Genomic DNA, 24,821 nt, shown 5'->3' on the forward strand with positions numbered 1-24,821 from the left:
GCGCCGTCGTCGCCTACCTTTGAGCGCATGCCCGCGTCGCCCTCCCCTGCTCGCAGCCATAGACGGATGCCGCCGGCCCGCGCCGCCCTCGCGGCGCTCGCATGCGCCGTGCTCCTCGGCACCACCGCGTGCTCGTCGCCGGACGGCGAGGAGCCCGGGGCGTCGGCGGCTCCCCCATCGACGTCTGCGGAAGCCGAGCCGATCTTCGCGTCGGACGAGGAGGCGCTGGCTGCGGCGGTCGAGGCGTACACGGCCTACAGCGATGCCTCGAATCGAATCGCAAACGCGGGCGGTGAGGGTGCAGAGGGGATTTCCGTGTTCGTAACCGCAGACGTCAACGAGGTGCTTCAGGAGGAGTTCGCGGCGGTTCGCGAGGGCGGGCTACGCACGGTCGGCGTAACGATCGTCTACGGCGGTGTGCTCGATGAATGGAACGAGGATCCGAATGGTGCGGAGGTCGCAGCGTTCCTCTGCCGCGATGTCAGTGGCACGCGCGTGGTCCGTGCCGATGGCTCCGATGCAACGTCCGCTGATCGAGATCCGATTCAGGCGGTCCGCGCGACCTTCATTTCTGAGCCCGGCCAGCCAAGCACCCTCATCATCAGCGGAATCGAGCGATGGCAAGACGAATCACACTGTTGATCTCGACCATGGCACTGCTCCTCTGCACCTCAAGTCCGGCCTTCGCGAGTGATACACCGGTAGATTCTGAGTTTCTCGCGCAACTCGGTGCAGCGAACAGAGGCAACTCTGTCGAGGTAATCGCGGAGGCCTCCCGCCCAAGCGCGAACACTGACCCCGCCGACGGCCACAACCCGCGCCCCGACCGCGTCGCGGACGGCATCAACACCGGCACCACCGAACCCACCCGCCCCGCCGCTCCCCCACGCGACGTGTGCAGCCCCGAGAACCCGACCGACTGCTCCTTCACCGGTGCCGAACCCGAACCGCCGCCGGCGGGCGAGCCCGCGGTGACCCTCCGCGACATCGCCACGTTCCATCCGGCACCGCACGAGTACACGGCCGAACCCGCCGGGTGGGCCGTGCTCGACCTGCCGGCCAACGCCGTCGCCGACGCGCCGACGGTGACGCGCTCGGGCAGCCTCTTCAGCCGCCCGGTCGACGTGCGCTTCCACCCCGTCGCGTACCGGTGGGTCTACTCCGACGGCGGCACGGTCGGCTCTACCGACCCCGGCGCCACCTGGGCCGACCTCGGCCAGCGCGAGTTCACCGCCACGCCGACGAGCCACGTCTACCGCAGCAAGGGCGAGCACACCGCGCGCCTCGACGTCGTCTACGTCGCCGAGTACCGGTTCGACGGCTCGGTGTGGCGGTGGATCGACGGCACGCTGACCATCCGGGGCATGCCGCAGCCGGTGCTCGTCGGCGAGTTCGACACCGTCCTCGTGACAGGGCCCTGCACGACGCATCCGGACAGTCCGGGGTGCGGGTAGAGGGTCTCGATACGCGGCTCCGCCGCTCCTCGACCCGCACAAGGGGAGCCGGCGGCGCGAGCGCTCAGCGACCGCGGAGCTTCAGTTCGGCGGACTTCACCACGTTCGCCAGCAGCATCGCGCGCGTCATCGGCCCGACCCCGCCCGGGTTCGGCGACAGGTGGCCCGCGACCTCGGCCACGCCCGGGTCGACGTCGCCCGTGAGCTTCCCGCGACCCGTCTCCTCGTCCGCGACGCGCGTGATGCCCACGTCGAGCACTGCGGCGCCCGGCTTGATCCAGTCCGCCTTCACCATGTGCGGTACGCCCACGGCGGCCACCACGATGTCGCCGCGACGAACCTCGTCAGCGAGCGAAACGGTGCGCGAGTGCGTGAGCGTCACCGTGGCATCCAGGCCCTTGCGGGTGAAGAGCAGGCCCAGCGGCCGGCCGACCGTGAGGCCGCGACCGATCACGACCACGTGCCGCCCGCGGATCGGCACCTCGTACCGTTGCAGCATCTCGACGATGCCCGCGGGCGTGCACGGAAGCGGCGAGTGCAGTTCGCCCTCGATGCCGAGCACGAGCCGGCCGAGGTTCGTGGGGTGCAGGCCGTCGGCGTCCTTGTCGGGGTCGATCAGCTCGAGCATCGCGTTCTCGTCGTGCCCCGCCGGCAGCGGCAGCTGCACGATGTAGCCGGTCACCTCGGACGCCGAGTTCAGGTCGCGGATCGCCGCGCGCACGTCGGCGGTCGTCGCCGACGCGGGCAGGTCGACGCGGATCGACTCGATGCCGACCTCGGCGCAGTCGCGGTGCTTGCCGGCCACGTACGACTTCGAGCCGGGGTCGTCGCCGACGAGGAGCGTGCCGAGCCCCGGCACGACGCCGTGCGAGCGCAGCGCGGCGATGCGCGAGGCGAGCTCCGACTTCACGGCCGATGCCGTAGCGACGCCGTCGAGGGTGATCGCGGTCATGTGGATACCTCTTCCGTGCTGTTGCTGCAGGCGCTTCGGGCCGAGACGCCGGTGAGCGGATGCCGCTGCCCGGCATACCGCGCGGGGTTCCTACGTTACGACGAGACGGCGTGCGACCGGCGGTCGTTCTCGACGAATGGAAGCCGGGGCCGGGCGGAATCCCCGCCCGGCCCCGGCCGGAGCGACTACTGCTGGAGTCCCGGGTACAGCGGGAACGCCTCGGTCAGCGCCTCCACGCGCGAGCGGAGCCCCGCGACATCCGCCGACGGCTGCAGCGCGAGCGCGATGATGTCGGCCACCTCCGCGAACTCGGCGTCGCCGAAGCCGCGGGTCGCGAGCGCGGGCGTGCCGATGCGCAGGCCGGAGGTCACCATCGGCGGGCGCGGGTCGAACGGCACCGCGTTCCGGTTCACGGTGATGCCGACCGAGTGCAGGCGGTCCTCGGCCTGCTGGCCGTCGAGCTCGGAGGTGCGCAGGTCGGCGAGCACGAGGTGCACGTCGGTGCCGCCCGTGAGCACGTCGACGCCGCCGGCGCGCGAGTCGTCCGCCGTCAGGCGATCGGCGAGCAGCCGCGCACCCGACAGCGTGCGCGCCTGGCGGTCCTTGAACTCGTCGGAGGCGGCGATCTTGAACGCGGTCGCCTTCGCGGCGATCACGTGCATGAGCGGCCCGCCCTGCTGGCCGGGGAACACGTTCGAGTTGAGCTTCTTCGCCAGCTCGGTGTCGCGCGACACGATGAGGCCCGAGCGCGGACCGCCGATCGTCTTGTGCACGGTCGTCGACACGACGTCGGCGTGCGGCACGGGCGAGGGGTGCAGGCCTGCGGCGACGAGCCCGGCGAAGTGGGCCATGTCGACCCAGAGCTTCGCGCCGACCTCGTCGGCGATCTCGCGGAACGCGGCGAAGTCGAGGTGGCGCGGATACGCCGACCAGCCGGCGATGATGACCTGCGGCCGGGTCTCGCGGGCCTTGTCGCGCAGCGCGTCCATGTCGATGAGGAACGTCTCGGGGTCGACGCCGTACGACACGGCGTTGTAGAGCTTGCCCGAGAAGTTCAGCTTCATGCCGTGCGTGAGGTGGCCGCCGTGCGCGAGCTCGAGGCCGAGGATCGTGTCGCCCGGCGTGGCGATCGCCGACAGCACGGCCGCGTTCGCGGTCGCGCCCGAGTGGGGCTGCACGTTGGCGTACGCGGCGCCGAACAGCGACTTGGCACGCTCGATCGCGAGCGTCTCCGCGACATCCACGTACTCGCAGCCGCCGTAGTAGCGGCGACCGGGGTAGCCCTCGGCGTACTTGTTGGTGAGCACCGAGCCCTGCGACTGGAGCACCGACACCGGGACGAAGTTCTCGCTCGCGATCATCTCGAGCGTGGAGCGCTGGCGGTTCAGCTCCTGCTCGAGCACCTCGGCGATCTCGGGGTCGACCTCGGCGAGCGGCCTGTTGAAGACGGAGTCGGCGCCGGCGGCGGTGCCGGGCGCGTCGGTGATGAGTGATTCGGCCAAGACTGGCTCCTTCGAAGATGACATTCGGACCTGCGGAAATCGCCTCGTGCGCGACTCGCGCCCCGAGGCTTCGCGTACCGGCCCAGGCGTGCGGTCGGTCCGTGCCAGTCGCTCCCCGATGGTAGCCATCTCAACGCCAGTCGCGACGCTGGCAAGCATACCAACGGATGCCGCGCCCGCACGCCGCACGTCACCGCGCGACGCGGGATAGCGTGAGCGGGTGAGTTCCCCGCGCGTGAACGTGATCCACTCCGCCCGCCTGGTGTCAGGGGGCGACGTCGTGCCCGAGGCGTGGGTGCGGTTCGAGGGCGACCGCATCGCGGCGCGCGGCGTGGGCGACGACTGGCGCGCCGGGCTCGATCCCGTCGGCGGGGATCGGCAGGAGACGACGGTGACGGATGCCGCGGGCCGCTGGCTCGCGCCCGGGTTCATCGACCTGCACTGCCACGGCGGCGGCGGGGCGTCCGCCGACCACGGCGAGGATGCGATCCGCACGGTGCTCGCGACGCACCGCGCGCACGGCACGACCCGCACGGTGCTGTCGCTCGTCACCGCCGGGCTCGACGAGCTCGAGTCGCGGCTCGCGGCGATCGCGCGCGTCGCGGCATCCGACCCGTTGCTGCTGGGCTCGCACCTCGAGGGGCCGTTCCTCGACCACGAGTTCCGCGGCGCGCACGATCCTGCCCTGCTGCGGGTCGCGGATGCGGCATCCGTCGACCGCCTGCTCGAAGCCGCGGCCGGCACGCTGCGGCAGATCACCATCGCCCCCGAGCACGACGGCGCCGCCGAGGCGATCGCCCGTTTCGTCGACGAGGGCGTCGCGGTGGCGGTCGGGCACACGGGCGCCGACTTCGCGACCGCCCTCGGCGCGTTCGAGGCGGGCGCGTCGATCCTCACGCATGCGTTCAACGGCATGCGCGGCATCCACCACCGAGCGCCGGGGCCAGTGGTCGCGGCGATGCACGCCGATCACGTGACGCTCGAGGTCATCGGCGACGGCGTGCACGTGCACCCCGATGTGGTCCGGCTGGCGTTCGCGGGTGCGGCCGGCCGCGTGGCGCTCGTGACGGATGCCATGGCCGCGACCGGGTCGGCCGATGGGCGATACGTGCTGGGTTCGCTCGAGGTCGACGTGGTCGACGGCGTCGCGCGTCTGGCCGACGGCGGTGCGATCGCGGGATCGACGCTCACGCAGGACGCCGCGCTGCGCCGCGCGGTGATCGACAGCGGCGTCGAGCTCGCCGACGCGATCACCGCCCTGACCGACACGCCCGCCGCCGCGATCGGACGCGCGCACGACCTGGGCCGCCTCGACGTGGGATTCGCCGCCGACGCGGTGCTGCTCGACGACGAGCTCGAGATCACAGCCGTGTGGGGTGCCGGCGAGCGCCTCTCCTGAGCGGGCGAACGGCGGTGGGCTCGGAGGAATGCCGTCGGGCCGGGGCGGAGGCCTGTTCCCCTTCGCCTCCGCGCACCCGGCCCGGTTGTCGACTCCTGAACCCCATCCCCCGATGGACCTGCGTCGACGGCGGCCGACCCGAATTGCGGCCGCACGACCATCCTGCCGCGCCGAACCCGTGAGCTCACTGTGAGGATGCCATGATTCACCCGAGCGCGCACGGGCGGGTGTAGTGCGTCCGGCCGGCGCGGGACCGGGCCGGGCCGGGCCGGGCCGGGAACCGGGTCTACGAGGTCGACCCCACCGAACGCGTCGCCGCTGGCACGCGCACGGCAGCGCTGCGCGTGGCCGACACGACGACGATGACGGATGCCGCGACCAGCATCACCGCGTACGCGAGCGGCACCGCGCCGACGCCGAACGCACCGAACAGCGCTCCGCCGAGCAGCGCGCCGCCGCCGATGCCGACGTTGAACGCGGTCGTGTACAGGGCGCTGGCGGCATCCCGCCGCTCGGGCGGCGCGGCCTGCAGCAGGCGGGTCTGTAGTAGCGGCGGCACCGCGCCGAACGCGAACCCCCACGCCGTGTAGGCGATGATCGCAGGCCACAACCCTGGCTCGGCGGCCATGACGACGAGCGCGACGGCGATGGCCGTCATCGCGACGACGAGGGCACGCACGCTGTTGCGCGCGACCCGGCTGCCGGCCACGATGAGGCCCGCAGCGCCCGCGAGTCCGGACGCGAACAGCAGCGGCGCGACCGCCTCCGGCGACGCTCCGACGACCTCGGTCAGGATGGGGGCGACGTACGTGAGCGCCGCGTACTGTCCGATCATGACGACCGCGGTGACGACGCACACGATGAGCACCGCCTTCATGCCGCCGCCGGCGGCGACGCGGATCGCGGCGGTCGAGCCGGTCGCCGGCCGGGGTGCGGCGGGGGCCGCGGCATCCGTCGGCAGCACCGCACGGACCACGAGCGCACCGGCCAGCGTCACGACGCCGACGAGTGCGAATACCGGACGCCAGCCGATCGCCTGGCCGAGCGCGGTCGAGATCGGCACGCCGGCGATGAGCGCGATGGTGCCGCCGCCGAGCACGGTCGAGACGGCGCGTCCGAGCTGGCCGTGCGCCACGAGCCGCGCGGGGTAGGCGCCGACGAGCGCCCAGAAGACGCCGTGCGCGACGCCGCCGAGCACGCGGACCACGACGAGCATCCAGTACTCGGGCACGAGCGCGCTCGCGATGCTGGTCAGGGCGAGGAGCACGAGCACGGCCGTGAGGAGGGTGCGCCGCGGCATCCGCTGCGTGAGCGCGGTGAGCGGGGCGGACGTCACGACGACCGCGAACGCGAAGACCGACACGAGCAGGCCCACGAGCGGCTCGCCGACACCGAGGTCGGCGCTCATCTCGGGGAGGAGCCCCATCGGGATCATCTCGATGGTGATGGACAGGAACACGGCCGCGGCGAGCGCGACGAGCGGCTTCCAGGGCATGGAGGTGGTGGGGGTCGCGACGGCGCGCGACGAGGAGGTGATCGGCATGGACTTCATCCGACGGCGTTCCCCGCTCGCGGCGATGCCTGCGGCGGGTCGACTACGCGCTCACGTGCGCGCCCGGGGCCGGTGGTGACCACACGACCGGGAGCAGTCTACCGCGCGGCATCCGTGCGCTGCCTGAACGCCCGGAACGCTGCGAGACAGGCGGGTACGCTGGCCGGATGACCACGGACGCCACCGACACCGCGGATGCCGCCGGCACGCACCTGTACCACTGGGTCGTCACGCTGAGCTGCATCGACGGACCGGGCATCGTGCACGCGGTGAGCGGCGCGATCGTCGCCGCGCGCGGGAACATCACCGAGAGCCAGCAGTTCGCCAGCCACGACACCGGTCGCTTCTTCATGCGCGTGCAGGTCGAGTCGCCCGCCGACCGCGCCGAGTTCGAGGCCGCCCTCGCGCCCGTGCGCGACCGGTGGAGCATGGAGCTGCACCTCGACGAGGTCGGCCGGCCGCTGCGCACCCTCGTGCTGGCGTCGACCGCGGGGCACTGCGTCAACGACCTGCTGTTCCGCCAGCACGCGGGGCAGCTGCCGGTGGAGATCCCGCTCGTGCTGTCGAACCACGGCACGCTGCGCGACCTCGTCGACTTCTACGGCGTTCCGTTCGAGTCCGAGGCCGTGGTCTCCCCCGAGACGAAGGCGGCCTTCGAGCGCCGGATCCTCGAGGTCGTCGAGGAGCACGACATCGAGCTCGTCGTGCTCGCCCGGTACATGCAGATCCTCTCCCCTGAGCTGTGCGACGCGCTCGCGGGCCGGTGCATCAACATCCACCACTCGTTCCTGCCCGGCTTCAAGGGCGCGAACCCGTACCGTCAGGCGCACGCGCGGGGCGTGAAGCTCATCGGCGCGACCGCGCACTTCGTCACGAGCGACCTCGACGAGGGGCCGATCATCGAGCAGAACGTGGTCCGCGTCGAGCACTCCTGCACCGTCGCCGAGCTCGTCGCGATCGGTCAGGACGAGGAGAGCCGCACGCTCTCGCAGGCCGTGAAGTGGTTCGCCGAGCGGCGCGTGCTGCTCGACGGACAGCGCACCGTCATCTTCCGCTGACGCGGGCGGGTCTCGATTCGCCGCAGGCGGTCACCGACCACCGGACGGCGTCAACCGCCGAACTCGCGGCGCCCGTTGATGATGCCGCTGACCGCGGCGACCACGCCGAAGACGACCGCGATCACCGGCTGGCCCATGACCCACCACGCGATCGCCGCGCTCGAGAACACGGCGATCTCGACGAGCGCCTTCACGAACGGGTCGACGCGGAACACGGCCTTCGGCGAGCGGAACAGCGCCCACAGCAGGATCGCGACGAGCGGCAGGCCGATGCCGAGCAGCACGCCCGGCCACGGCAGTTCGAACGCGACGAAGCCGAAGATGCCGAGCGTCACGATCGCGAAGACCTCGAGGAGGAACCGCAGCAGGTCGTTGAACCCCACCTGGGGCGTGTCGGGAGTGGCGTCGCTCACGAGGTTCAAGCCTAACCGCGCGAACGGATGCCGCGGCATCCGCTTCGCGTTCGGCGACGACGCCGCGGCATCCGCCCACCCGAAGGCGACGGATGCCGCGGCAGCGCCTCAGGCGACCGGCGTCGCCTCCCGCTCGGCCGCCGCGGGCTGTGCGGGTGCCGGCTCGTCGGCGTGCGTCGCCTCCGCGTCGGGCTCGGCGCCTCCCGCGGTGCGGAAGTGCCCCACGAGGGCGAGCGCGATGCCGCCGACTGCCCACGTCGCGAGCACGAGCCACGGGAACGCGGCACCGGCAGCCGGGAAGTAGGACAGGTCGCGCAGCAGGGTCGCCGCGGCCCCGGGCGGGAACCACTGCCCGATGGCGCCCCACGGCTCGAGCAGGAACTCGACCGGGATCGCCGCCGCCGAGATCGGATTCGCCACGAGCAGGAACGTGAGGGCGCCGAGCGCGATGCCGGCGCGGCCCATGAGGGCGACGAAGCCGACGATGGGCGCGGCGATCGCGGCCATCGCGAGTGCGATCGCGCCGCTGTTCAGCCAGAAGTCGCCCTGGAGCGCTCCGAACCAGCCCTGCAGGATGCCGGTGAGGACCAGGCCCGCGGCGGCAGCGTACGCGACCACCGCCACGACCCGGCGCGCGGCGCCGATCACGACGAGCGAGATCCCGATGCCGCCGAGCAGGCCGCCGATCACGATGGGGAACATCGCTGCCGCGAGCCCCGTGCCGCGCGGGTCGGTGTCGGCGAGCGGGACGACGTCGGTGACGGTGACGGTGACCTCGGGCAGCTCGGGCACGCTCGGCGGGGCGGGCGGCGTGGCCGGGGCCTGGCCGGATGCCTGGGCGAGGGCGGCCTGCACGGCGGCGGCGATCGCGTCCTGCAGGGTCGCCTGCAGGACGCTCGGCAGTTGCTCGCGCAGTTGCGCGTCGATGCCCTGCTGAAGCTCGGCAGCCACGCCCGTGAGGGTCTGCGCGACGAGGGGGCTCGCCGCCGAGGCGACGAGGACCTCGGGCGCATCGGTGGGCGCTTCACCGAGGACGATCGCGCCGTAGACGTCGCGTCGCTCGATGGCGGCGATCGCCGCGTCGCGGTCGTCGACGCGGTCGAACGCGACGGCCCCGTCGGACTGCTCGGCGACGCGCGACTCTGCCTGCTCGACGGTGGCGTCGGGTCCCGCGATCGCGACGGGGAGGTCCTTCGGCTCGGCGGTGACCGACGGCCAGGCGAACGCCAGGACGATCAGGCCCACGACGAGCGAGAGCGCTGCGCCGACGCCGATGGCCCGTCCGTACGGGGTCCGCACGTGGGATGCGGTGTGTGCTTGCATGACCACTCCTATTCAAAACGAATGTTCGTTCTTTATAATGGACCCAGCACCTAGGATCGTCAAGAGCCGGTCCGACCGCTCTGGGGAAGGAGGCGTGGATGCCGAAGGTGACCGAGGCCTACCGCGAGGCCAGGCGTTCCGAGATCGTCGACGCCGCCCTGGGCTGCTTCGCGGCGAAGGGCTTCCGCGGCACGTCGATGGCCGACATCATCGCGGCATCCGGTCTCTCGGCCGGCGCGATCTACGGCCACTACGCCGGGAAGGACGAGCTCTTCGCCGCCGTCGTGCACCGCGTGCTCTCCGCCCGATCGGTCGAGCTCGAGGAGCTCCGCGCCGATCACGGCCCGCTCGCGCCCGGCGAGGTGATGGCCTCACTCATCGACGGCATGCGGCACGAAGCGCTCAGCCCCAGCCTCTTCCTCCAGGTCTGGGCCGAGGCGGCGATCGACCCCGGCCTGCGCGAGCTCGTGCAGCGGACCCTCGCGACGATCCGGCGGATGCTGGGCGGGCTCGTGGTCGAGTGGGCCACGGCGAACCCCGAACTCGCCGGCGACGACCCCGAGGGGTATGCACGCCGCGCGGTCCCGGTCCTCATGGGGCTCGCGCCCGGGTTCATGGTGCAGCGCGCGGTGCTCGCCGAGTTCGACGAGGACGCCTACCTCGCCACGGTGCGCACGCTCATCCCCCGCTAGGCCCTCATCCCCGCTCGGCCGGCGCCCTGGTCACGCGCCGTACGGCGATCGGGGCGAGATTCCAGCCGGCTCGTGTCAGCGCGGCCTCATGTGAGGCCCTGCTCGCACGAGGCCGCGGCTCCATCGCATGCTTGGCGCGACCGGGGATGCCGCGGCATCCCTCAGCGCGGCCTCATGTGAGGCCCTGCTCACACGAGCCGGACGAAAACCGTTCCCCGAACACGCGACGCGGCTCACGGGCAGCCGCGACGACGCACTCCGGTGCGACCGGGATCCCGCGGCATCCGTCGACCACGACCGTCAGACGCCCTGCCAGCCGGGCTTGTTCGCCCACGCGTGCCGGTAGTACGGGGCGTGCTCGAGGTCGGCCGCGGCCGCCTCGTCGACGATCACGGTCGCGTGCGGATGCAGCTGGATCGCCGAACCGGGGCGACTCGCCGAGACCGGTCCCTCGACGGCGTCCGCGATCGCGCGCGCCTTGGACGCACCGAACGCGAGCAGCACCAGGTGCCGCGCGCGCAGGATCGTGCCGATGCCCTGCGTGATGCAGTGCATGGGCACGTCCTCGGGCGAGTCGAAGAACCGGGCGTTGTCGGCGCGGGTCTGTTCGGTGAGGGTCTTCACGCGCGTCGGCGAGGCGAGCGAGGAACCCGGTTCGTTGAACCCGATGTGCCCGGTGCGCCCGATCCCGAGGATCTGGACGTCCACTCCCCCGGCCGCCTCGATCGCCCGCTCGTAGTCGTCGGCGGCTTCGGCGATCGTGGTCGGGTCGCCGCTCGGCACGTGCACGAGCGCCGGCGTCAGGCCGAGCGGCCCGACGACCTCGCGCGCGATGACCGCACGATACGACTCGGGGTGTCCGGCGGGCAGGCCGACGTACTCGTCGAGCGCGAATCCGCGCACGCGCGACACGTCGAGCCGCTCGTCCGTGATCCGCCGGGCCAGGGCCCGGTACGTCGACAGCGGGGTCGACCCCGTCGCGAGGCCCAGTACCGCGTCGGGGACGCGCCGGACCAGCTCGACGACGACGGATGCCGCGAGCTCGCCGGCCTCGTCCTCGGACGCGACGATCACGACCTCTGCCATGCCGGCTCCTCCTCGGGATCCTCGAGCCCCGCGAGCTCCTCGCCGACGAGCGCGGCGCCGACCGCAGCCGCCGGGAACCCGCGCGGGATCACCTGCACTCGGCGCGGCAGGTCGAGCGACGCGAGGAACGCGGAGCCCGCCGCCCAGTCCGCGAGCACCCCGCGGGTGCCGTCAAGCAGGCGATCGCCGAGCGCGGCGAGCCCGCCGCCGATGACGATGTCGTCCACATCCGTCGTGAGTGCCAGCAGGCGCACCGCCGAGGCGACGCCCGTGAGGAAGCGCTCCCGCACCAGGGCGGCGGCGGGGTCGCCGGCATCCGCGCGGTCGAACAGCTCGAGGCTCGGATACCGGTGCGTGCTCGGCCACAATGCGGCGAGCGCCGAACCCGATGCGATCGTCTCGAGGCAGCCGCGTTGCCCGCACGGGCACGCCGCACCCGCCGGGTCCACGGGGATGTGGCCGATCTCGCCCGCGACGCCGCGTCCGCCGCGCAGCAGGTGCCCGTCGAGCACGATCCCGGCCGCGAGCCCCGTGCCGAGGTTGAGGTACGCCATCGAGTGGGCGCGGATGCCGTCGGCCAGGCCGAGCAGGTGGTGCGCGCCCAGCGCGGCCGCCTTCACGTCGTTCTCGACGCGCACGTCGACGCCGAGGCGCTCCGAGAGGCGGGGGCCGAGGTCGAGTCCCTCGAGCCCGAGGTTCACCGCGTGCGCGACGCGGCCGGTGGCGCTGTCGACCGAGCCCGGGATCCCGATGCCGATGGAGCGGAACGCGCCCGGGTCGACGCCCGTGAGCAGCGACATCCGCTCGACGGTGCGCAGCGCCGTCTCGACGACCGCGTCGGCGCCGAAGCCCGTGGGCATGCGCACCTGCTCGGTGAGCGCGCCGTCGTCGCCGATCGCGACGGCCGCGGTCTTGGTGCCGCCGATGTCGATGCCGAGTCTCACGAGACCTCCGCGGGGGCGGCGCGCAGTGCCTCGTCGATGACCGTCGCGAACGCCTCGGCGACCGCGCGTGACGCGCCGAACGTGGCGACGTCGGCGAGGCCGAGGTCGTCGCTCGGCCAGCCGAGATCGGCCGTCACGACGTCGTCGCGTGCGGCGCGCAGCCGTGCGATCGCGTCGACGGCGAACGGATGCCGGTGCAGGTCCTTGCCCACGACGAGCACGGGTCCGGCGAGGCCGGCCGGGTCGGCGAGCGGGTTCGCCGCGTCGAGCGGCACGACCGCGGCATCCGTCAACCAGGCCGGAGCCGGGCGAGCGCGGTCGGGCGCCGCGACGAGCGCGAACGGACCCCACGGCACCTCGCCGACGGCGATGTTCGCGACGGTGTCGATGCGCACGACCGTGCCGAACCGGCCGGCGCCCGCCAGCCGCTCGAGCGCAGCCGGCGCGACGTGGAACGACGCCGCGATGCGGGCGTGCAGGTCGTCGGGCAGGGTCGTCGGTGCGGCGGATGCCGCGGCATCCGTCGCGGCACCGGAACCCGGCGCCGGGACAGGCCCCGAGGCGGGCGCCGCCGCGAGCGCGCGCACGCGTCCCGCGGCATCCGTGACCCGCTCGGCCGGGAGCCGCCCCGAGGCCACCGCGGCCTCGATCGCCGCGACGATCTCCTCCATCTGCTCGGCGGTGTTGCCGGTGCCGATGCAGAGCAGGTCGCAGCCGGCAGCGAGCGCGTGCACGGCAGCGGCGGGGATGCCGTGCACGCCGCTCGCCCCGGCCATGTCGAGGGCGTCGGAGACGATGACGCCCTCGTAGCCCAGCTCCCCGCGGAGCAGGCCCTGCAGGATGCGGGGAGACAGGGTGGCGGGATGCTCCGCGTCGAGGTGCGGGAGCAGGATGTGGGAGGTCATGATCGTGCGCGTGCCGGCCTCGATGGCGGCGCGGAACGGCGCGAGCTCGCGCTCGCGCAGCCGCTCGAGCGGCAGGTCGACGACGGGCAGCGCGAGGTGCGAGTCGGTCGCCGTGTCGCCGTGGCCCGGAAAGTGCTTCGCGCTCGCGGCGATGCCGGCCGACTGCACGCCCTCGATCCACGCGGCGGTGTGACGGGCGACGAGCTCGGACGTCGCGCCGAAGCTGCGCACGCCGATCACGGGGTTGAGCGGGTTCGAGTTGATGTCGGCATCCGGCGCGAACGTCATGGTGCAGCCCGCCGCCGCCAGGGCGTCGCCGACGGCGCGGCCGATCGCGCGGGTGAGCACGACGTCGTCGATGCGGCCGAGGACGGCGTTGCCGGGGTACGGCGCGCCGCGGTCGGCGAACAGGCGCGTGACGTCGCCGCCCTCCTCGTCGATCGCGACGACCGCGAGCGGGTTCGCCTCCCGCAGGGACTCGGAGAGTGCGACCAGCTGTACCGCGGAGGCGACGTTCGTGGCGAACAGGCACACCCCGCCGAGACCCTCCCGCAGCAGCGCGAGCAGCCACTCGGGCGCGACCGGTCCGATGAATCCGGGCAGCAGCGTCGTGAGGATGTCGCGGCGCAGGCCCTCGGGTGCGCCGCCGTGGATCGCGGCGCTCATCCCTTGACCGCTCCGCTCACGAGGCCGCTCGTCATGCGTCCCTGCACGATGAGGAAGAACACGATCACGGGGATGGCCATGAGGGTCGACCCGGCCATGATCGCCGCCCAGTTGGTCGTGCCGTTCGCGACGAGGAACGTGCGCAGCCACACGGGCAGGGTCATCATCTCGGGGCGCGCGTTCAGCACCAGCGCGATCACGAACTCGTTCCACGCCTGGATGAACCCGAACACGCCCGTCGCCACGAGGCCCGGCGCGAGCAGCGGGAACGTGACCCGCCAGAACGCGCCAGACCTGGAGCATCCGTCGATCATCGCCGCCTCCTCGAGGTCGACCGGCACGCCGTTGACGAACCCGCGAAGCGTCCAGATCGTGAAGGGCAGCACGGTCGCCACGTACACGATCGTGAGGCCGATCAGGGTGTTCAGGAGCTGCCATCCGTCGATGACCCGGAAGATCGAGACGATCATCGCCTCGCCGGGGATCATCTGCACGACGAGGATCACGATGATGAAGGTGCGACGGCTCTTGAACCGGAACCTCGTGACCGCGAGCGCGGCGAGGAAGGCGAAGATCAGCGCGACCGCGACGGTGGTGAGGGTCACGATGAGCGAGTTCGCGGCGGCCGGCATGAAGGGCGTGCGGCCCGGATCGAACAGCACCGTCTCGTAGTTGCGCAGCGTGAAGTTGTCGGGCCAGAAGTGGATGTCGGACCCGCGGATCTCGTTGTTCGGCTGGAACGAGGTGTTCACCATCCAGTACACGGGGAACGAGAAGAGGGCGAACAGCACGACCGACAGGGCGCTCCAGCCGATGGTGGCGGGGCGGATGCGGCGGCGCGGGCGGGCGGGAGCGGCGGCCTGGCGGCCGGTCGGCGTGGCGAGGGTGGCGGCGCTCACAGCTCCTCCTCCTTCACGGTCTGTCGCACGTAGTAGAGCGAGATGGACATGAGGATGATCGCGGTGATGACGGCGATCGCGCCGCCCGTGCCGAAGTCGCCGCCGGCGATCGACACCTGGTAGATGTACACCCCGAGCGTGTTGGTCTGCTCGCGGATGCCGCCGATGTCCTGCAGCGCGAAGATCTGCGTGAAGACCTTGAGGTCCCAGATGATCTGCAGGATCGTCGTGATGAGGAAGATCGGCTTGAGGTACGGGAAGATGATGAGGCGGAATCGGCTGAGCCCGCCGGCGCCGTCGAGCTGCGCCGCCTCGAGCACCTCGTCGGGCACCTGGGTGAGCCCGGCGTAGAGCGCGAACGCGACGAACGGCACCGCGCCCCAGACGATGATCACGCCCGCGACGAGGAAGAAGCTGAGCGGCTCGATGAGCCAGGAGTGCTGCGTGTACTGCTCGAGCCCGAACGTGTTCACGAGCACCGAGTTGACGACGCCGTAGTCGGTGTCGAACATCCAGCCCCACACGATCGTGGCCGAAAGGGGCGGCATCGCCCACGCGAGCAGCAGTCCGAGCGAGAGCAGGAGGCGGAAGCCCTTGGGCAGCCGCTGCAGCAGCAGCGCGACGAGGGTGCCGAGCGTCATCGTGATGACGACGCACGCGGCGGCGAACACCAGGCTGCGGCCGAGGACCGCGTAGAAGTCGGGGTCGGTGAGGACCGACACGTAGTTGTCGAACCACACCCACTCGGGCGGGGCGCCGAACACCTGGGCCCGGCCGAACTCCTGCATCGAGGTGATGAGCAGCTGCACGAGCGGCCAGCCGACGATCGCGGCGAGCACGATCGACGCGGGCACGAGAAGCGCGTAGGGGGTGAGCCCGCCGGCGCGCCGACGGCGACGTCGGGCGGGCCGCTGGGGCTCCGGCTGCGGCGCGACGAGGCGCTCGCCGTCGACCGAGCTCACGGCCGGGGAGGGGCCGCTGTCGGTGGTGGTCATGGGGATCTCCTGCGTTCGACGGCGACAGCGCCGGTGACGGTGGAACGGATGCCGCGGGACGCCGCCCGCTCATGGTTCCGGGCCGGCAGCGTGTGCGGGCGGCTGCCGGCCCGGGCCTGGAGGTCGGTGCGGCCGCAACGTCATTCTGCGCGCGGCCGCACCGGATCGGAACCGATCAGCCGTTGAGGATGTCCTCGATCTTCTGGTCGGCTTCCTCCGCGAGCGCCTGGACGTCGCCGCCCTGCGCGATCTTCACGAAGAGGTCCTGCAGGATCCCGGCGGCCTCCACGTCGGCCCACTTCGGCGATGCCGGGGTGAGCTTGGCGTTGCCCGCGGCCGAGGCGATCGCCTGCGCGACCTCGTCGGTGCCGAGGGTGTCGGCGAGCGAGAGCTTGGCGGGAACGAGGCCGTTCTCGCCGTAGATCGTCTGGAACTCGTCGGACAGGATGATCTTCAGCGCGTCGAGCGCGAGCTCGGGGTGCTGCGAGTTCGCCGAGATGCCGATGTTCGAGCCGCCGGCGAACACCTGTGCCGCGTCGCCGTCGGCACCGGGGAGGGCGTAGACGCCGAGGTTGGCCTCCTCCTCCGGGCAGCCGGGGGTCTCGGCGTCGGCCGGCGCGAGGATCGACCACTTCACCCAGCTCGGTGCCGACAGCTGCAGCGTGGTGCCGTCGCAGTAGCCGACCTGCGGGTTGGTCTCGTTGCCGTCCTTCGGTGCGAGGGAGGCCTCGGTCATGACCTGCTGGACCTGCTCGAGGCCGGCGACCGACTCGTCGCTCGAGAGCTGGGCGTCCCACGCGTCGCCGTCGGGCACCGCCACCTCGCCGCCGTTCTCCCAGATGTAGGGCAGCGCGTTGTACCAGTCCTGGCCGGGCCACCAGATGCCCGACTTGCCGGGGTTGTCCTGGGCGAGCTGGACGCCCTGCGCGATGTATTCGTCGAGCGTGGCGGGCACGTCGAGGCCGGATGCCGCGAGTGCGTCCTTCTTGTAGAACACCAGGCGTGCGCCCGAGTACAGCGGGGCGGCATAGAACTTCTCGTCGTACGAGCCGGCCTCCACGAAGCCGGGCAGCAGGTCGTCGCCGCCGAGCTCGTCGTAGTGCTCGGTCAGGTCCATGAACGCGCCCGCCGAGGTGAAGGCGGAGGCCTGCGTGTTGCCGACCTCGACGATGTCGGGGCTGTCGGAGCCGGAGAGGCTCGTGGTGAGGCGGTCCACGAGACCGTCCCACGACTGCTCCTCGATGACCAGCGTGGAGCCGGGGTGCTCCTCTTCGAACGTCTCGACCAGGTACTCGCGCGCGGCGTCGGGCGTGTCGGTGCCGACGAGCCAGACGCGGATCTCTGCGCCCTCCTCGGAAGCGGCGTCGCTTCCGGTGGTGGCGCAACCGGCGAGGGTGAGTGCAGCAGCGGCGCCGAGCGCCACGATGCCGAGTTTCCTCATTGCTGGGTTCCTTTCGATGGGAGTGGGGCGAGAGCGGGGGTGCGCTCACCCTTGGTGCGGGGCGGGCCTGCTAGGAGACCCCGAGTTGCCCGGACAGGACCATGACGGCCGCGCCGCGCAGGACGATGTCCTGCCCGTGCGCGGTCATCCGGAGCCTCAGATCACGGTGGTGTTCCGCCATGGTCCGTTTCCGGAGCGTCTCGACGGCCGCGTCGAGCAGCGGCCCGTCAAGCAGTTCCGCCGGTCCGCTGAGCACGACCTCGGAGAGGTTCAGCGCACCGACGACGGGGGCGAGCACGATGCCGAGGCGCCGGCCCGCCTCCCGCAGGGTCTCTTCGCGAGCGGATGCCGCGGCATCCGTCGTGCCGAGCCGTTCGAGCTCGGCGCTGAGGCGCGGCACGGCGAGCCACGCCTCGAGGCATCCGTCCTTGCCGCACGCGCAGGTCGGGCCACCGTCGGTGCCGACGACGACGTGCCCGATCTCGCCCGCTGCGGATCCGGCGCCGAGCACGGGACGGCCGCCGACGATGAGGCCGGCGCCGACGCCGTGGCCGACCTTCACGAGGATGAGGTCGCCGGGTGCGGTCGCGTGCTCGGCGAGCACGGCCACGTTCGCGTCGTTCGCGACGTGCACCGGGAGGTGGAACGCGGCCGCGAGGCGCTCCTGCAGGGGCAGGTCGGTCCAGCCGAGGTTCGGAGCGGAGCGGACGACGCCGTTCGGCTCGACGACGCCGGGCGAACCGACGCCGATGCCGAGCACGCGCGCGGTGGTGAGGGCGAGGAGTCCGTCGAGGAGCTCGACGATGAGCGCGAACGCGCGCTCGCCGGTCGCGCCGTCGAGGGCGACCTCGGCGCGTGCGACCACGCCGCCGTCGAGGTCGAGCACCGCCCCGCGGAAGCGCGTGTGCTCCGACAGGTCGAGCGCGACGATGTGGAAGCCGGCCCGGTCGACGTCGATGAGGGTCGCGGGCTTGCCGGGGCGGGCGTCCTCGCGCTGGCCGAGTTCGACGACCAGGCCCTCGACGATGAGCTCTGCCACGAGGTCGGAGACGGTGACGCGCGTGAGGCCGGTCCCGCGGGCGACATCCGCGCGGCTCTGCGCACCCTGCGTGTAGAGGGTCTGCAACACGAGCGAGCGGTTGTGGCTGCGCGCGTGCTCGGGGAGCACCTTTCCGGAGGCCCGCAGCGCGCGATCGGCGAACAGCGCCCCGCCGCCGTGTGCGGCGGGCGCCTGGGGCTGGGTGCGGGTGGTCTCCGTTGCGGTCACGTTTGTTAGTAAACCTTACGAACAAATTCGTCGCAAGGCTCGACGTGGAATTCGCTCGCTCGTTACCGAGCCGTGACGTTTCGGCTTCGCGGTGTCAGCGGTGAGCGGATGCCGCGGCGCGCTGCCGGGCGGGCGCCGCCGTCGCGGCATCGCGACGCCCTCCGATGGCCCGCAATGCGAACAGGATCGCCGCGAGGTCGACGAACTCCTGGAGGAGCGCGCCCGCCGTCGCCGGGATGAACCCGAACGCGGCGACGACCATCAGCGCGACGCTCACGACGATGCCGAGCCAGATGCTCTGCAGCGCGATCCGCACTGTGTCGCGCCCGACCTCGACGGCCTTCGCGGTGCGCGAGACGTCGTCGACGAGGATCACCGCATCGGCCGACTCGCTCGCCGCGGTCGCGCCGCGCGCGCCCATCGCGATCCCCACGTCGGCCGCGGCGAGCACGGGTGCGTCGTTCACGCCGTCGCCCACCATGATCACCGGGCGCTCGGCGATCGCGGCGACCTCGCGGACCTTGTCGGCGGGAAGGCACTCGGCGCGCACGCGCTCGATGCCGAGCTCGGCGGCGATGTGGTCGGCGGTGGCCTGCGCGTCGCCGGTGAGCATCATCGTGTGCCGCACGCCGAGCGCGTCCAGGCGCGCGAGCGTCTCGCGGGCGTTGTCGCGGAGGCGGTCGCGCGCGAGCAGCGCCCCGGCATACCGGCCGCCGACGGCGACGTACACCGCGAGTTCGCCCGGCCCGATGTCCGTCCGGCGCGCCGCCGGGGCGTGCTCGAGCACGAACGCGTACTTGCCGACGACGACTTCGCGGTCGCGGATGCGCGCGACGACGCCGTTCGTCGCGGCCTCGCGAGCGGAATCCGCCTCGGTCAGTGCCAGCCCGCGCGCGGTCGCGGCCTCGATCATCGACGCGGCCAGCACGTGCGACGAGTACTGCTCGGCGGATGCAACGAGCGCCAGCAGTCCGTCGGCGTCGAAGCCGGCCTCGGGCCGGATCGCGACGAGCTCGGGCGCGCCGTGCGTGAGCGTGCCGGTCTTGTCGAACACGGCGGTGCGGGCGCGGGCCAGCTGCTCGAGCACTCCCCCGCCCTTGACGATGACGCCGTTGCGCGCGGCACGGCTCATGCCGCCCATGAACGCCACGGGCGCGGCGATGAGCAGCGGGCAGGGCGTCGCGAGCACGAGCACCTCGGCGAACCGCACCGGGTCGCCCGACAGCCACCAGGCGACGCCGGCGAGCAGCAGCGAGAACGCGGTGAACGGCACGGCGTAGCGGTCGGCGAGCCGCACGACGGGCGCCTTGCTCGCGGCCGCCCCGGCGACGAGCGCCACGATCTGCTGGTACTGGCTGTCTTCCGCACGCGCGGTGGCGACCATCTGCACGGCGACGTGTCCGTTGACCGATCCGCTCAGCATCTCGTCGCCGGCCCGCTTCTCGACGGGCAGGCTCTCGCCCGTGATCGACGATTCGTCGACCGCGGTCTCGTCCGATCGCAGCGTGCCGTCGACGGGCACGATCTCGCTCGGCCGAACGAGCAGCACATCGCCGACGACCACGTCGTCGATGGGCACGTCGACGAAATGGTCGTCGACGACGCGGTGCGCGTGCTGCGGCGCGCGCGCCAGCAGTGCGTCGAGCTCGCGCTTGGCGCGCCGGCCCGCGTAGTCCTCGAGCGCCTCGCCGCCCGTGAGCATCAGCACCACGATGATCGACGCGACGTACTCCCCCACCAGGACCGTGGCGACGATCGCGGTGACCGCGAGCACGTCGAGCCCCCAGTGCCCGCGCAGGATGTCGCGCACCATTCCGACGGCCTGCCATGCCGCGACCGCGAGGGCGTACGCGCTGAAGATCCACGCGACCAGCCAACCGGCGCCCGCGAGCGCGAGGACGGCCCCGAGCAGCCCGATCGCGAGCGTGAGCGCGACGACCGGGTAGCGGCGGACGAGACGGGTGGCGCGGGCCATGCCCTCCATCCTCCCCGATCCGCGGCCGCTCGTTTCCCGCCTCGGCGAACGCAGCAAGAATCGTCCGGCCCCGGCGCGTCGCAGCGCGACACGCCGACCGGAGGGCGGAAGTTCCTCCACGGGCGGGCGGCGGCACGGCGAAGGGGCCGGATGCCGCGGCATCCGACCCCTTCGAACGGGAGCGTCGAGGCTCAGGCGGACAGGCGCGCCTTGAGGTTCGCGTCGATCGTGTCGAGGAACTGCTCGGTCGTCTGGTACTCCTGCTCGGGTCCGACGAGGAGGGCGAGGTCCTTCGTCATGGCGCCGGACTCGACGGTCTCGACCACGACGCCTTCCAGCGTGTGCGAGAAGTCGATGAGCTCCTGGTTGCCGTCGAGCTTGCCGCGGTGCGCGAGGCCGCGCGTCCAGGCGAAGATCGAGGCGATCGGGTTCGTCGAGGTGGGCTTGCCCTGCTGGTGCTGGCGGTAGTGGCGCGTGACCGTGCCGTGCGCCGCCTCGGCCTCGACGATCTTCCCGTCGGGCGTGGTGAGCACCGAGGTCATGAGGCCGAGCGAGCCGAAGCCCTGCGCGACGGTGTCGGACTGCACGTCGCCGTCGTAGTTCTTGCACGCCCAGACGTAGCCGCCCTCCCACTTGAGCGACGCCGCGACCATGTCGTCGATGAGGCGGTGCTCGTAGGTGATGCCGGCCTCGTCGAACTTCGACTTGAACTCGCTGTCGAACACCTCCTGGAAGATGTCCTTGAAGCGGCCGTCGTACGCCTTGAGGATGGTGTTCTTCGTCGAGAGGTACACCGGGTAGTTGCGATCGAGGCCGTAGTTGAGCGAGGCGCGTGCGAAGTCGCGGATCGAGTCGTCGAGGTTGTACATGCCCATCGCGACGCCCGAGCCGGGCGCCTGGAACACCTCGAACTGCTGCGGCTCCGAGCCGTCCTGCGGGGTGAAGGTCATGGTGAGGGTGCCGGGCCCGTCGAACCTGAAGTCGGTGGCGCGGTACTGGTCGCCGAACGCGTGGCGGCCGACGATGATCGGCTTGTTCCAGCCGGGCACGAGCCGCGGGATGTTCGAGATGATGATCGGCTCGCGGAAGATGACGCCGCCGAGGATATTGCGGATCGTGCCGTTCGGCGACCGCCACATCTTCTTCAGGCCGAACTCCTCGACGCGGGCCTCGTCGGGCGTGATGGTGGCGCACTTGACGCCGACGCCGTGCTTCTTGATCGCGTTGGCCGCGTCGACCGTGATCTGGTCGTCGGTCTCATCGCGCTTCTGGATGGAGAGGTCGTAGTACTCGAGGTTCACGTCGAGGTACGGGTGGATGAGCTGGTCCTTGATGGCCTGCCAGATGATGCGGGTCATCTCGTCGCCGTCGAGTTCTACGACGGTGCCTTCGACCTTGATCTTCGACAAGGGGCGGTCTCCTTGGGATCTCGTGGGATTGCTGGAAAAGCGAGGAAGTCTCGGGGGTGTCCGACACGCCGCCTGCCAGCTTACCGGTTCGGCCGAATATCTCGACATCGAGAGATCGAGCTCGGCTACCCGGCGTGCGGGGCGAGCGGATAGAGTGCCGTGCATGGCTGAACTGCGACTGGAAGAACTGAACGCGACGAACGTGGTGGCCGCGAACAACCTGTCGCTGAAGCCCGGGCAGGAGCAGTTCATCGCCCCCGTCACCTACGCCGCCGAGACCGCGGTCGTCAACCCGGCGACCGCCTGGCAGCGCGTCGCGCTGAACGACGACAGGGTCGTGGGCTTCATCCACGGCAACTTCGACCCCGAGAACGAGCACGAGGAGTTCCGCGCCTGCATCTGGCGCATCAACGTCGACGCCGAGGCGCAGGGCAAGGGCGTCGGCCGCTTCCTCGCCCACGCCCTCGCCGAAGAGGCCAAGCGTCGCGGCTTCGACCGCATCACCGTGCTGTGGGAGCCCGGCGAAGAGGGTCCCGGCGAGTTCTTCCACCGCATCGGCTTCCGAGACATCGGCGAGACCCAGTACGGCGACGTCATCGGCGCGCTCGAACTGGCGAGCTGACCCGCCCCCGCGTTCGAGGGGCGACGGATGCCACGGCCCGGCGACGGCTTCGTCGAGGCGGTGCTCGCCGTGGTCGACGACATCCCGCCCGGGCGGGTCATGACCTACGGCGACGTCGCGGCGGTGCTCGGCTCGCGCGGGGCGCGCGCGGTGGGCCAGGTCATGGCGCGGTACGGGCACTCCGTGCCGTGGTGGCGTGTCGTGCGCGCGGGCGGCAGGCCGCCGGCCGGGCACGCGGAGTCGGCCCGGCCGCACTACGACGCCGAGGGCGTGCCGCTGCGCCCCGCCGCCGACGACGACGGCTACCGCATCGACCTCGCGACGTGCCGCTGGAACGGCTGAACCGGCGAGCCTGTGCGACGCTCAGGCGTCGAGCGGTGAGCCGATCCCGCCCGCGGGCACGCCCCCGGCGCCGGGGGCGTCGGACGCGGGCTCCCCGGGTTCGGCTGCGCCGAGCGGTGCTGCGCCGGACGCGACCGGGGCGTCCGTGACGGGAGGATGCAGCGGCATCCGCATCGTCACGGTCGTGCCCGAACCGCGTGGGCTCTCGAGGTCGAGCTCGCCGCCGACCGCCTCGATCCGGTCGGCGATGCCGAGCACGCCGGACCCTGCCTCGAGCGACGCGCCGCCGACGCCGTTGTCGCGCACCTCGATCACGACGTGGTCGTCCTCCACGACCGCGCGGATCCACGCCCGCGTCGCCTGCGAGTGCTTGGCGATGTTCGCGAGCGACTCGGCGATCGCGAAGTACGCCGTCGACTCGATGAGCTCGGGCAGGCGGCCGTCGGCCTGCACGTCGACCTCGACCGGTACGGGGCAGCGACCGGCGAGCTCGGGCACGGCGAGCGCGAGCCCGCCCTGCGACAGCAGGCTCGGGTGGATGCCGTGGGCGAGCTCGCGGAGTTCCTTGAGTCCCTGGTTGAGGTTCGCGATCGCATCCTCCAGGTCCTCCGCGAGCTGGTCCTCGCCGGCGGCGCGGGCGGTGTTCGCCGCGAGCCGGATCCGCATTCCGAGGGAGACGAGCTGCTGCTGCGCCCCGTCGTGGAGGTCGCGCTCGATGCGTCGCCGGGCCTCGTCGCCCGCCTCGACGATGCGCTGGCGCGACTGCCGCACCTGGTCGAGGGTGCGCTCGAGGTCGGAACGGAGCCGGCCGTTGTCGACCGACAGCCTGAGCGCGCTCGAGACGCCGTCGAGCAGCCGCATGTTGTCGGTGAGCACGCGGTCGTGGCGGATGAGGGCGATGGGCAGGCCGGACGGCGACGCGACCGGGAGGATGCTGTGGCCGCGGCCCTCCTCCTGCGAGTCGATGAGCTTGCCGGCGGCGTCGACGTACCGGCCACGTTCCTCGTCCCACCAGAACACGCGCACGCTGTCGTCGCGGAGCGTGCGCGCGAGCGACTCGGCCCACAACCCGCGATCGGCGCCCTCGCGCGTGATGCGCATGAGGTCCGCGACGCGTGCGCGCATGTTGCGGGTGTGCGCGATGCCCGCGACGAAGGTGACCGGAACCGCCGCCATCGCGAGCAGCGCGATCGTGTCGATGACCATCCCCGTCGAGGTGGAGGTGATGTAGCCAGTTGCCTGCACCGCGATGGCGAGGGCCCACGCGAACAGCGAGATCGGCATGAGGAACGCGACCGCGCGGGCGGGCACGCTCCCCCGCACCCACCGAACGAGCAGCCGTGCCGCGATGACGAGCGCGAGGCCCACGCCGATGACGCGGTAGCCGTAGTCGACGAGGGCGAACAGCAGGGGCGCCTCCGCGATCCGGTACGGGTTCGCCACGCAGTCGCACGGGGCCGCGTCGGGTCCGGCGAGCGCGAGCACCGCCGCGAGGTTGACGACGGATGCCACGACCGCCGTGGTCGCGACCACGCGGTCGAACCGGTCGCCGAGCCATCCGCGCGGGTACACGAGCACGAGCAGGCCCGAGATGACGGCCCAGACGAGGTCGATGCCGCGCACGACCGGCCAGAGCCATCCGATGCCGCCGATCACCTGGAAGATCGACTGCGGGATCCACAGGAACACGAAGGCGATCATCAGCCGGGCCGGCACGGCGGTGGGGCCGATCGCCCAGGCGACGCCGGCGCAGGCGGCGAACACGAGCGGCACGGTCGCGTGCAGCGTGACGTACGCGACCTCCCGCTGCTCCGCCACCGGCGTGGCGAGGAAGCCGGCGATCTCCATCCACAGGCTGAACGCGACGGCGACGGCGATGATCGCCGTGCGACGCGCGACGCGGCGGCGGTCTCCGTGCGCCATCA

At 72.1% G+C, this 24,821-nt stretch carries 22 protein-coding genes and 1 riboswitch; of the genes, 7 read left to right on the top strand and 15 right to left on the bottom strand.

Features of this window, described 5'->3' with window-relative positions; translation table 11 throughout:
• Positions 1-27 precede the first annotated feature (27 nt).
• Positions 28-642, top strand: a complete 615-nt coding sequence (locus ACULK4_RS13265; protein ID WP_445966055.1) for a hypothetical protein — start codon at positions 28-30, stop codon at positions 640-642.
• A 251-nt stretch (positions 643-893) separates the two neighbouring features.
• Positions 894-1,454, top strand: a complete 561-nt coding sequence (locus ACULK4_RS13270) for a PKD domain-containing protein (protein WP_445966056.1) — start codon at positions 894-896, stop codon at positions 1,452-1,454.
• A gap of 64 nt (positions 1,455-1,518) precedes the next feature.
• Here the strand turns inward: ACULK4_RS13270 and ACULK4_RS13275 are convergent, their stop codons facing one another.
• A complete protein-coding gene (locus ACULK4_RS13275) occupies positions 1,519-2,406 on the bottom strand; it encodes a bifunctional methylenetetrahydrofolate dehydrogenase/methenyltetrahydrofolate cyclohydrolase (protein ID WP_445966057.1) in 888 nt (295 codons plus the stop codon).
• Positions 2,407-2,591: 185 nt separating this feature from the next.
• Positions 2,592-3,908, bottom strand: coding sequence for a serine hydroxymethyltransferase (gene glyA / locus ACULK4_RS13280; protein ID WP_445966058.1), 1,317 nt, complete (start codon positions 3,906-3,908; stop codon positions 2,592-2,594).
• A 73-nt stretch (positions 3,909-3,981) separates the two neighbouring features.
• Positions 3,982-4,062, bottom strand: a riboswitch (ZMP/ZTP riboswitch).
• A gap of 66 nt (positions 4,063-4,128) precedes the next feature.
• Between glyA and ACULK4_RS13285 the strand changes: the two genes are divergently transcribed.
• Positions 4,129-5,307, top strand: coding sequence for an N-acetylglucosamine-6-phosphate deacetylase (locus ACULK4_RS13285; protein ID WP_445966059.1), 1,179 nt, complete (start codon positions 4,129-4,131; stop codon positions 5,305-5,307).
• Positions 5,308-5,593: 286 nt separating this feature from the next.
• Here ACULK4_RS13285 and ACULK4_RS13290 read toward each other — a convergent pair whose 3' ends face one another.
• Positions 5,594-6,850: an MFS transporter gene (locus ACULK4_RS13290; RefSeq protein WP_445966060.1), complete on the bottom strand. Its 1,257-nt coding sequence runs from the start codon at positions 6,848-6,850 to the stop codon at positions 5,594-5,596.
• A 176-nt stretch (positions 6,851-7,026) separates the two neighbouring features.
• Here ACULK4_RS13290 and purU point away from each other — a divergent pair, with 176 nt between their 5' ends.
• Entirely contained in the window at positions 7,027-7,917 is an 891-nt protein-coding gene (gene purU / locus ACULK4_RS13295; protein WP_445966061.1) for a formyltetrahydrofolate deformylase, read from the top strand.
• 50 nt (positions 7,918-7,967) lie between these two features.
• Here purU and ACULK4_RS13300 read toward each other — a convergent pair whose 3' ends face one another.
• Positions 7,968-8,330: a YrdB family protein gene (locus ACULK4_RS13300; RefSeq protein WP_445966062.1), complete on the bottom strand. Its 363-nt coding sequence runs from the start codon at positions 8,328-8,330 to the stop codon at positions 7,968-7,970.
• A 108-nt stretch (positions 8,331-8,438) separates the two neighbouring features.
• Positions 8,439-9,653, bottom strand: coding sequence for a hypothetical protein (locus ACULK4_RS13305; RefSeq protein ID WP_445966063.1), 1,215 nt, complete (start codon positions 9,651-9,653; stop codon positions 8,439-8,441).
• Between the two features lie 98 nt (positions 9,654-9,751).
• Between ACULK4_RS13305 and ACULK4_RS13310 the strand changes: the two genes are divergently transcribed.
• Complete coding sequence (locus tag ACULK4_RS13310) at positions 9,752-10,345, top strand: TetR/AcrR family transcriptional regulator (RefSeq protein ID WP_445966064.1); 594 nt, start codon at positions 9,752-9,754, stop codon at positions 10,343-10,345.
• A 300-nt stretch (positions 10,346-10,645) separates the two neighbouring features.
• Here ACULK4_RS13310 and ACULK4_RS13315 read toward each other — a convergent pair whose 3' ends face one another.
• The 9 genes from ACULK4_RS13315 to ACULK4_RS13355 all read right to left on the bottom strand — a co-directional run bounded on the left by ACULK4_RS13315 (position 10,646) and on the right by ACULK4_RS13355 (position 21,932).
• Entirely contained in the window at positions 10,646-11,431 is a 786-nt protein-coding gene (locus ACULK4_RS13315) for a glucosamine-6-phosphate deaminase (RefSeq protein WP_445966065.1), read from the bottom strand.
• Positions 11,416-12,375: an ROK family protein gene (locus ACULK4_RS13320; protein WP_445966066.1), complete on the bottom strand. Its 960-nt coding sequence runs from the start codon at positions 12,373-12,375 to the stop codon at positions 11,416-11,418. Before ACULK4_RS13320 ends, ACULK4_RS13315 begins: the two co-directional genes overlap by 16 nt.
• Complete coding sequence (locus ACULK4_RS13325; RefSeq protein WP_445966067.1) at positions 12,372-13,946, bottom strand: glycoside hydrolase family 3 protein; 1,575 nt, start codon at positions 13,944-13,946, stop codon at positions 12,372-12,374. The genes ACULK4_RS13320 and ACULK4_RS13325 overlap by 4 nt, the downstream gene beginning before the upstream one ends.
• A complete protein-coding gene (locus ACULK4_RS13330) occupies positions 13,943-14,845 on the bottom strand; it encodes a carbohydrate ABC transporter permease (RefSeq protein WP_445966068.1) in 903 nt (300 codons plus the stop codon). The genes ACULK4_RS13325 and ACULK4_RS13330 overlap by 4 nt, the downstream gene beginning before the upstream one ends.
• A complete protein-coding gene (locus ACULK4_RS13335) occupies positions 14,842-15,840 on the bottom strand; it encodes a carbohydrate ABC transporter permease (protein WP_445966069.1) in 999 nt (332 codons plus the stop codon). The genes ACULK4_RS13330 and ACULK4_RS13335 overlap by 4 nt, the downstream gene beginning before the upstream one ends.
• A 175-nt stretch (positions 15,841-16,015) precedes the next feature.
• Positions 16,016-17,281: an extracellular solute-binding protein gene (locus ACULK4_RS13340; RefSeq protein ID WP_445966070.1), complete on the bottom strand. Its 1,266-nt coding sequence runs from the start codon at positions 17,279-17,281 to the stop codon at positions 16,016-16,018.
• Positions 17,282-17,351: 70 nt separating this feature from the next.
• A complete protein-coding gene (locus ACULK4_RS13345; protein ID WP_445966303.1) occupies positions 17,352-18,485 on the bottom strand; it encodes an ROK family transcriptional regulator in 1,134 nt (377 codons plus the stop codon).
• 157 nt (positions 18,486-18,642) lie between these two features.
• Positions 18,643-20,523: a heavy metal translocating P-type ATPase gene (locus tag ACULK4_RS13350; protein ID WP_445966071.1), complete on the bottom strand. Its 1,881-nt coding sequence runs from the start codon at positions 20,521-20,523 to the stop codon at positions 18,643-18,645.
• Between the two features lie 191 nt (positions 20,524-20,714).
• Complete coding sequence (locus ACULK4_RS13355) at positions 20,715-21,932, bottom strand: NADP-dependent isocitrate dehydrogenase (RefSeq protein ID WP_445966072.1); 1,218 nt, start codon at positions 21,930-21,932, stop codon at positions 20,715-20,717.
• Between the two features lie 163 nt (positions 21,933-22,095).
• On the opposite strand from ACULK4_RS13355, the gene ACULK4_RS13360 reads away from it, so the two are divergent.
• Both ACULK4_RS13360 and ACULK4_RS13365 read left to right on the top strand, forming a co-directional pair.
• Positions 22,096-22,554 (top strand): GNAT family N-acetyltransferase, encoded by a 459-nt coding sequence (locus ACULK4_RS13360; protein ID WP_445966073.1) that lies wholly within the window; start codon positions 22,096-22,098, stop codon positions 22,552-22,554.
• 27 nt (positions 22,555-22,581) lie between these two features.
• A complete protein-coding gene (locus tag ACULK4_RS13365) occupies positions 22,582-22,896 on the top strand; it encodes an MGMT family protein (RefSeq protein WP_445966074.1) in 315 nt (104 codons plus the stop codon).
• A 21-nt stretch (positions 22,897-22,917) separates the two neighbouring features.
• Here ACULK4_RS13365 and ACULK4_RS13370 read toward each other — a convergent pair whose 3' ends face one another.
• Entirely contained in the window at positions 22,918-24,819 is a 1,902-nt protein-coding gene (locus ACULK4_RS13370; RefSeq protein WP_445966075.1) for a sensor histidine kinase, read from the bottom strand.
• Positions 24,820-24,821: the final 2 nt, after the last annotated feature.

The organism is Agromyces selenitireducens, assembly GCF_052748465.2.

Coding starts and splice junctions, on each gene's coding strand:
- ACULK4_RS13265 (WP_445966055.1), top strand. CDS start 28: ATGCCCGCGTCGCCCTCCCCTGCTCGCAGCCATAGACGGATGCCGCCG.
- ACULK4_RS13275 (WP_445966057.1), bottom strand. CDS start 2,406: ATGACCGCGATCACCCTCGACGGCGTCGCTACGGCATCGGCCGTGAAG.
- ACULK4_RS13290 (WP_445966060.1), bottom strand. CDS start 6,850: ATGCCGATCACCTCCTCGTCGCGCGCCGTCGCGACCCCCACCACCTCC.
- purU (WP_445966061.1), top strand. CDS start 7,027: ATGACCACGGACGCCACCGACACCGCGGATGCCGCCGGCACGCACCTG.
- ACULK4_RS13305 (WP_445966063.1), bottom strand. CDS start 9,653: ATGCAAGCACACACCGCATCCCACGTGCGGACCCCGTACGGACGGGCC.
- ACULK4_RS13310 (WP_445966064.1), top strand. CDS start 9,752: ATGCCGAAGGTGACCGAGGCCTACCGCGAGGCCAGGCGTTCCGAGATC.
- ACULK4_RS13315 (WP_445966065.1), bottom strand. CDS start 11,431: ATGGCAGAGGTCGTGATCGTCGCGTCCGAGGACGAGGCCGGCGAGCTC.
- ACULK4_RS13325 (WP_445966067.1), bottom strand. CDS start 13,946: ATGAGCGCCGCGATCCACGGCGGCGCACCCGAGGGCCTGCGCCGCGAC.
- ACULK4_RS13335 (WP_445966069.1), bottom strand. CDS start 15,840: ATGACCACCACCGACAGCGGCCCCTCCCCGGCCGTGAGCTCGGTCGAC.
- ACULK4_RS13340 (WP_445966070.1), bottom strand. CDS start 17,281: ATGAGGAAACTCGGCATCGTGGCGCTCGGCGCCGCTGCTGCACTCACC.
- ACULK4_RS13350 (WP_445966071.1), bottom strand. CDS start 20,523: ATGGCCCGCGCCACCCGTCTCGTCCGCCGCTACCCGGTCGTCGCGCTC.
- ACULK4_RS13360 (WP_445966073.1), top strand. CDS start 22,096: ATGGCTGAACTGCGACTGGAAGAACTGAACGCGACGAACGTGGTGGCC.
- ACULK4_RS13365 (WP_445966074.1), top strand. CDS start 22,582: ATGCCACGGCCCGGCGACGGCTTCGTCGAGGCGGTGCTCGCCGTGGTC.
- ACULK4_RS13370 (WP_445966075.1), bottom strand. CDS start 24,819: ATGGCGCACGGAGACCGCCGCCGCGTCGCGCGTCGCACGGCGATCATC.